Annotated in this window: 7 protein-coding genes; all 7 read left to right on the plus strand. The window is 53.2% G+C overall.

The features are described 5' to 3' along the window. Window positions 1-500: 500 nt before the first annotated feature. Entirely contained in the window at window positions 501-710 is a 210-nt protein-coding gene (locus QNK41_RS02840) for a hypothetical protein (RefSeq protein WP_319253543.1), read from the plus strand. A gap of 430 nt (window positions 711-1,140) precedes the next feature. Then, window positions 1,141-2,313, plus strand: coding sequence for an ABC transporter substrate-binding protein (locus tag QNK41_RS02845; RefSeq protein WP_319253545.1), 1,173 nt, complete (start codon window positions 1,141-1,143; stop codon window positions 2,311-2,313). 126 nt (window positions 2,314-2,439) lie between these two features. After that, the gene (locus QNK41_RS02850) at window positions 2,440-3,405 is read left to right on the plus strand and encodes a branched-chain amino acid ABC transporter permease (RefSeq protein WP_319253547.1); all 966 of its coding nucleotides are present in this window, start codon (window positions 2,440-2,442) and stop codon (window positions 3,403-3,405) included. 179 nt (window positions 3,406-3,584) lie between these two features. Next, window positions 3,585-4,928: a branched-chain amino acid ABC transporter permease gene (locus QNK41_RS02855; RefSeq protein ID WP_319253549.1), complete on the plus strand. Its 1,344-nt coding sequence runs from the start codon at window positions 3,585-3,587 to the stop codon at window positions 4,926-4,928. A 1-nt stretch (window position 4,929) separates the two neighbouring features. Then, window positions 4,930-5,703, plus strand: a complete 774-nt coding sequence (locus QNK41_RS02860) for an ABC transporter ATP-binding protein (protein WP_319253551.1) — start codon at window positions 4,930-4,932, stop codon at window positions 5,701-5,703. Beyond that, complete coding sequence (locus QNK41_RS02865) at window positions 5,703-6,419, plus strand: ABC transporter ATP-binding protein (protein WP_319253552.1); 717 nt, start codon at window positions 5,703-5,705, stop codon at window positions 6,417-6,419. The genes QNK41_RS02860 and QNK41_RS02865 overlap by 1 nt, the downstream gene beginning before the upstream one ends. A 340-nt stretch (window positions 6,420-6,759) precedes the next feature. After that, on the plus strand, window positions 6,760-7,797 hold the full coding sequence (gene argC, locus QNK41_RS02870) for an N-acetyl-gamma-glutamyl-phosphate reductase (RefSeq protein WP_319253554.1): 1,038 nt from the start codon (window positions 6,760-6,762) through the stop codon (window positions 7,795-7,797). Window positions 7,798-8,327: the final 530 nt, after the last annotated feature.

The following is an 8,327-nucleotide window of genomic DNA, read 5'->3' on the forward strand; positions in this document are numbered from 1 at the left end:
AATTTTGAATTTTTAATTAATCCCAAACTGAGCGATTCACCTTTCTCGAAGAAGGTCGATTGGTAACGATCACGGTTGGGTACCATCGATGGTTGTATTCAAAAGATGAAACCCATTGGGTTTGCCGATCTCACCCCATCTTCGGCGTTAGCTATCGCCGCGCATAGTCCACTATAGCGCGACGACATCTGCCTTGAATCTGCGGCAAGCTCGACAATCGCTCAGTTTGGGTCACAATAACCAAAAAACCAAATGACAAATAAATCTCAATTACCAAATTCAAAACTTCAAACCTTATGAATTTAAAGAATGGGCATCGAAATCATCAATAGTGGCGAAACCAAATGATAATCAACTGCCGGTTTTTGCCTTTTTATGATTTGGATATTGGAATTTGTTTGAGATTTGGTATTTGTAGTTTGATATTTCAGGTATGTGGTGCTTGCAATTTGTTGTTGCTGGTACTTCCGAAGTTAGGGCATTTAAACTGAGGTCCGAGTATGGGCTTTTTGAAAAACCAGCAGGTAAACGCGGCCATTCGTCTGCTGGCCTGGCAGTATGAAAGAAATGGTCAGCCGTTGCCGGAAAGGGCATTGCTGGAAGAGCATGCCCGGCAACTTGTGGATGATGCCCACCGCATTGCCCGGGAGCGGGGAGGAAATGTGATTGCGATATTAAAACAGATGGTGGCGCAGGCGCGCCGGAAGTAACCGGAGGTCGGAAGTCGGAAGTCAGCGCCGCCGCCGACTTTGGGTCGGTTTAAACGGAAATTGAAACTGTGCCATTTTGACGTAGTTTCATAAGAAAAGTCAGAAGTCAGAACCCAGAACCCAGAACCCGGAACTCAAAACTCAGAACCCCCTCTGGCAAATTGACGTTGAAAAACACATGTGCCCATGCTATTTAGACAAGCTATCCACTTCGGGGTATTCATCCCCCAACAACGGATTGTGAACGTTATAAATCGAATAAAATTGCTCGTCTTTCCGTCCGTTTTCCGCGTTGCACCAACGGCCACAGTGCACAGGTATGCAACCATTGTTTCGCCCTGAAGACGTACCGAAATTCTTTGCAATTTCAGCTCAATTCATTTCGTTCTCCATCCAAACCCACCCAATTGGCAGCAAAAGGAGGAGTGACATGCGTAAATTATCAGTTGGTCTCGTATTTTCTCTGGTTGCGGTAATGGCTTTCACGTTTGCGGCGGTGGATGCCGGCGCAGCGGATACGATCAAGATCGGATTCAACATCCCCCTCACCGGCGACAACCCTGACGTCGGCGCATCATCCAAAAATGCGGCAGAAATGTACCTAAAGAAGAACCCGAAAGTCGAGGTGGGTGGTAAATCCTACGCCCTCAAGTTTTTCTACGACGACAACGAATACAAGGCCGAATCGGCCGTCAAGGTCAGCACGAAACTGATCACCGAAGAGGGTGTCCTTGGCATCATCGGTCCCCAGTCCTCCAGCCAGGCCGTGCCGGCGGGTGAGGTGGCCAACAACTACGCCACTCCCATGATCAGCCCCTGGTCCACCAACCCCAACACCACCTTGGACCGGCCCTATGTATTCCGAGGCTGCTTTTTGGATCCCTTCCAGGGACCGGTGGCCGCCAATTTTGCCACCAATGAACTGGGCGCCAAAAAAGCGGCCGTGCTATACGACATCGCCGCCGATTACCCCAAGGGGTTGGCCGAATTTTTCAAAGAGGCCTTCGAAACGATCCACGGCCCCGGTTCCGTTGTGGCCTTCGAAAGCTTCACCACCGGCGACAAGGATTTTTCTGCCCAGATGACCAATGTCATGATGGCTGGCGCCGACGTGCTGTTCACCCCCCAGTACTACAGCGAAGTTCCCCTGATCGTGCAGGCCGCCAAAGAGATGGGGTGGACCAAACCGATCCTTGGCTCCGACTCCTGGGGCGGCGGCGACCTGATGGGGCTGTGCGGTGACGCCTGCAAGGGTTACTACTTTTCCACCCACTATGCGGCAGCTGGTGCCAAGGGTGAAACCAAAGCCTTTATCGATGAATACACCGCCACATACGGCAAAACCCCTGACGATGTGGCGGCCCTGACCTGGGACTCCCTGGGTCTGATGGTCCAGGCCATCAAGGACACCGGCAAGCTTTCCGGTGATATCAAAGCCGACCGCACCAAGGTGAAGGACGCCCTGGCATCCATCAAGAACTACCCCGGCATCACCGGTGAAATGACCTTCACCCCCGACGGGGACCCGAAAAAATGCGCTGTGGTGGTCAAGATCAACGACGAGGGCAAATTCGAATTTTTCAAATCGGTCTGCCCCAAATAATTCCTCATACCGACAAACTGTTACTGTGATCCACCGGCCGCCACCTTTATCCGGGTGGCGGCCGACCCAACAAGAAAGGGAGCGGGCATGCCTGTTTCCCTTTCCTTTTGACGGGAGCCGTCGCCCATGACCGTTACCTTTTTCTTGCAGAACCTGGTCAATGCCCTTCAGTGGGGCAGCTTCTACGCCCTGATCGCACTCGGGTACTCCATGGTGTACAGCATCCTCATGCTGTTCAACTTCGCCCATGGGGATATCTTCATGGTGGGCGCCTACATCGGGCTTGGCGTGTCTATCGGCTTGCTGTCCCTTTTCGGTAGCGGGGCGGCAGCCATTTTGCCCGGCTGGGTGCTGCTGGTAATGACACTACTGATCTCCATGTTTCTCACCGCCTTTGTGGGTATTATCGTCGAACGGGTGGGATACCGGCCGCTGCGGGAGGCCCCCCGGGCATCTGCCGCCATCACCGGTTTGATGATCGGCATCATCCTGGAAACCTCCAACATCCTCTTTTTGGGCGGCTCGCGGCTAAAATTTCCCCAGCTTATCGAATCGACCACCTACAACATCGGTGGTGTATTCGTAACCAACAAGAAGATCATGATCGTTCTGGTTTCCATAGGACTGATGCTGGCCCTTCACCAGTTTATCAGCCGAACCAAGTGGGGCATGGCCATGCGGGCCATGGCCTACGATTACGTGGTGGTTCCCCTGGTGGGGGTGCCCATGAACACCATTGCAGCCATGACGTTTGCCATCGGTTCGGCGCTGGCCGCCGCCGCCGGCATTCTATTTGGCCTGGCCTATCCGGTGCTGGACCCTTACATGGGGGTCAGCTTCGGGTGGAAAGCCTTTGTGGCGGCCATCCTCGGCGGCCGTGGATCCATCATGGGCGCTTGCATTGCCGGCTTCATGCTCGGTTTTATTGAAATCATGACCGTACCGGCGATCCAGATCGTGAACCGGCTCTTTTCGCTTAATATCGGGTCAAACCTGCGTGATCTCATCGCCTATTCCATCGTCCTGCTGATCCTTATTTTCAGGCCGCACGGACTTTTCGGGCAGGCATACAGCGCGAAACTGAGACTTTAATTCCGTTTGGAATTATCCCGACGACACGTGAAACAAAAATCATGTCTCAGACGGTTTTGTAAAATGCTCGAGATCAAGGCTTGCGAACCCCGAGGAATGAGGCGTAACACAGATATCGTGCCTTTTACGAAACCGTCAATTCTTATCCTGATTGTATTTGTGCACAAGGAAACATTACCATGGACGAAACACTCGCACCGAAACAGACCGGCGGCATTTTTTACCGGGTGGGTCTGTTTTTCAAACCGGTGCCCCTGCTGGGATACCTTCTCGGGTTTATGGCCTGTGTGCTTTGGGAGCAGCTGGCCGGCGAAGGGTTGACATCATTGTTGGGACTGCCCAAGATGCCGGTGCTTTTCGGCCTTCTCACTATTTTCAAAGTGCTGGCCGGGATAATCAATTTTCTGATCAAGGGGGATGCGTTCAACTGGGCTACCTGGGTGTACATCCCCGCCGCCTTGGTCTACCTGACCGTCATTTACCTGCTTCCGGTTTCCCTCGTCGCCCGGGCTGTGGTCAAGCCGGCCAATGCACTGGCCCGATTCCTTCATGGATTTCCACTCATCGTTACCGTGCTGGTTCAGCTGGGACTGATGTATGCGGTGCTGCATGTCTGGGCCGAGATGAGCGATTATCGGTTGATTTTCCTGAAATTGACCCTGATCGCCGTCCTGTTTACCTTGAGCCTGAACATCATCAACGGCTACATGGGCGAATTTTCGTGCTCACACCCCGGCTTCATGGCCATCGGCGCCTACATGTCCAGTCTGTTTACGGTGGGTCTGTTTGCCAGCGACAAGGTTCTGGGTGATGCGGTTTTCAACGTTTCCGTTGCCTACCTCACCTTTCCCCTGGCGCTGATCTTCGGAGGTTTGATGGCCTCCATGGGCGCGTTGATCGTCGCCATTCCTTCCTTTAAAACCCGGGGGGACTATCTGGCGATCATCAGCCTGGCCTTTCTTTTCATCGTGAAAAGCTTTTTCGAAAACATGCAGGCATTGGGCGGTTCCCGAGGCATTTCCGGGCAGCCGGACTGGGCTACCTTGCCGGTGATTTTCATCACCATGGCCCTTGGCATCTGGACCATCAACAACTTCGTCACGTCCACCATGGGCAAAGCCCTCAACGCGGTGCGCGACGACGAATCGGCGGCCGAGGCCATGACCGTGGACACCCGAAAAACCAAGATGACGGCCTTTTTGTTCGGCGCTTTCTGGGCCGGTGTGGCCGGCGGCCTGCTGGCCCACGTACTGCGTTATGTGAACCCGGCCATGTTCAGTGTTCAGAAACTGGCCGAAGTGCTGGCCATGGTTTATTTCGGGGGTTTGAATTCCGTTTACGGATCCATTGTCGGCGCGGTCTCCATCAGTTTGCTGGGAGAGGCGTTGCGCCCTCTTGAAATCCTTAAATGGATCGTTATTCCCTTATTGCTGATTCTGGTGATGATCTATCGACCCACCGGGCTGATCGCCTTTAAGGAGTTCAATGTCCGGCAGGTGTTCGGACCCAAGGAGGTGGATTGATATGCCGCTTCTTCAAGTCACAGATATGAGTCACAATTTCGGTGGCCTGCAGGCCGTTTCCGGATACAATCTCAACCTGGACCCAGGCCAGATCACCGGCCTCATCGGCCCCAACGGTGCCGGCAAGACCACCATCTTCAATCTGATGACGGGCATTTACCGTCCTGCCCAAGGGTCCGTGATCTTCGATGGTGAGGAACTGGTGGGTAAGAAACCCAACGAGACCGCCGCCATGGGGCTGGCCCGCACCTTCCAGGAGATGAAGCTCTGGCGTCACATGACTGTTCTGGAACATATCAAAATGGCCCGCTATTCGAAACTCTCCTATGGTCTGTTAGGGGCCTTTCTGGATACCCCCAAACGCCGGCAGGAAGAGGATTATACCACGGAACTGGCCATGGAATATCTGAAGATGTTTGCCGTGGACCAGTTCGCCGACCAATTGGTGGTCAATCTGCCCTACGGGGCCCAGCGCCGGGTAGAGATGGCCCGGGCCATGGTCATCGAGCCCAAGGTGCTGTTGCTGGACGAACCCACGGTGGGTATGACACCGGACGAAATGATGGCTATGATCGAGGTGGTCCGCAAAGCCCATGAACGCTTCAATCTGGCCATATTTCTCATCGAACACCGCTTGCGGGTGGTCCACGAGCTTTGCCAGCGCGTGCAGGTCCTGGTCTTTGGCCAGGTGATCGTGGAGGGAACGCCCAACGAGGTCCAGAACCATCCCAAGGTCATCGAGGCCTACATCGGCGAACAGGAGGTGGATTTCTAATGCTGCTCAACGTGGAAAACCTCCGGGTTTCATACGGTAATATCAAAGCCCTGCATGGGATCAGCTTCAATATCGATGCCGGTGAAATCGTCACCATCATCGGCGCCAATGGCGCCGGTAAAAGCACGACACTGCGGGCGGTTTCCCGAATGGTGCCGGTTGAGGCCGGATCGGCCATGACCTGTATGGGGAAAGACCTGCTCACATTTCCGGCCGACAAAGTGGTCAGCCAGCTTGGGATCACCCACGTGCCCGAAGGCCGCCGTTTGTTCGGCAACCTGACGGTGATGGAGAACCTCCAACTGGCCACCTTTGCCCGCAAGGACAGGGACAATGTAAAAAAAGACATTCGGCGGGTGTTCGAAATCTTTCCCCGGCTCGAAGAGCGACGGTCACAGGCATCGGGGACCATGAGCGGCGGAGAACAGCAGATGCTGGCCATCGGCCGTGCATTCATGAGCGGCCGCCGCCTGATGCTCCTGGACGAACCATCCATGGGGTTGTCGCCGCTGCTGATGATGAATGTGTTCCAGGCTTTAAAGGAGATCAACCGGCAGGAGGGCACCGCCATTCTGCTGGTTGAGCAGAATGCCCGGCTGGCCCTGAAGTTCTCCCAAAAGGGCTACGTTCTGGAAAATGGCAACCTGGTGCTCGAAGGCGATTCCGAAACCCTGATCAATGATCCTGAGGTAAAGAAAGCTTATTTGGGCGGATGAGCGGATCGATAAGTATCTTATTCAGGAAATTCGTGCTTTATGTCGGGAAAAAATATCAAAATCGAATAAATCACAACAGCCAAAAACCAAATGACAAATAAATCACAATAGCCAAATTCAAAATTTCAAACCTTGATGAACCTTATGATCGTGAAAAAGGACATTCCAGTCATTAATATTGGATAAATCAAAATGACGAGCAACCGTTGGTTTATTTGTCCTTTTTGAGATTTGGATATTGCAATTTGCAATTTATTTGAGCTTTGTTATTTGGTGTTTGTTTTTTAGATTTAATGTCGGCAATCAGTTATTCCCGGTCTATCCGGGTTAAGGAGTCCCCATGCTTCGTGCAGCTGTGATTGGCGCCACTGGCTACGCCGGCGCCGAATTGGTCAGAATTCTTTCCGGCCATCCGGATGTGGCCCTGTCCGTCATCACCTCACGGCAGCATGCCGGAATTCCCTACGATGCCATCTATCCTGCATTGAAAGGGTTCGTGAATCTGGATTGTGCGGACAGCGACCCGGCTGCGGCTGCAAAAAAATCCGACGTTGTTTTTCTGGCGCTGCCGCACAAGGCCTCCATGGCCATGGTCCCCGACCTTCTAAACGCGGGACTGCGGGTGGTGGACCTCTCCGCGGACTTCAGGTTCAGCAGCCGAGACGCCTACGAGTCGCACTACCAGGTCCACACCTGTGCCCACCTGATGGACATGGCGGTTTACGGGCTGTGCGAAATCTATGGCGATCGGGTGGCGGCTGCGGATCTGATCGGCAACCCGGGCTGTTATCCCACCAGTGTGTTGCTGCCACTGCTGCCGCTTGTCAAAGAGAAGATGGTGGATCCGACCACCGTCATTGCCGACTGCAAATCCGGGGTCAGCGGGGCCGGCCGCGAAGCCACAGCTACCACCCATTTCTGCAATGTCAACGAGTCATTCAAAGCGTACAAGGTGGGTGGACACCGTCATACGCCGGAAATCGAGGAGAATATTTCCCGCTGCGCAGGCAGGCCGGTGAGAATCACCTTCGTACCCCACTTGGTGCCCATGACCCGGGGGATGGAAAGTACGGTTTATGTAACGATGTCTCCAGGTGCCGATGAATCGCAAATCCAGGGTTGCCTGGAATCCCATTACCGCAGCAAGCCCTTCATCCGCCTGCTGCCCTCCGGCCGCTCCCCGGATACCTTGCATGTCAAGGGAACGAACTTTTGTGACATCGGTTGGGCCGTGGACCCCGGAAGCGGCCGGTTGATACTGATGTCGGCCATCGACAACCTGGTCAAGGGGGCCGCCGGGCAGGCCGTTCAGAACATGAATTTGATGTTCGGTCTCGATGAAACCGCCGGCCTGTATGGTGTCCCCTTTCCGCTGTAGCTTCAGCGGAAATTTCCAACAAGATCGCTTTGTTGACATCCACGCCGTTTTGGACTAAACAAGGGGCGTTTTTATCATGGGAAACGCTCGCATTCTTACCATTCAGTTAGTGTCCATCCAGAAATAGGCAAATTTGTTTGAGATCAAGGCATGCAAAAAATCTTACCGCAGGTGCCCTGAAAGAAATGCCCTTGGGGTGCATATAGTTGATATTCCGAGGATAAAATTTTGAGCATAACGCAGATATCGAGCAAATTGGCCATTTATGGATGACACTGGTTAATGGTAATCAATAATCCCAACATTCATGGGGCCACTGTCGGTCCAAATGAAACAAATGCGATACTGATCGTTTATGCGGATGCTGTGTTGCCCTTCCCTATTTGCATAAAGTGCTTCTATGACAAATTACCGCAGCCTTAACCCTACAACGATAGTTAGTGTTCTTTGAAAATTTCACGTATTCGCCTTCGCCGATGTGACAGGTAAGCGCGATGGTTTTGTTGTTGCACCCAAACGATCTGTTCAAG

This window comes from Desulfosarcina sp., from assembly GCF_033791525.1.
Lineage (GTDB): Bacteria > Desulfobacterota > Desulfobacteria > Desulfobacterales > Desulfosarcinaceae > Desulfosarcina.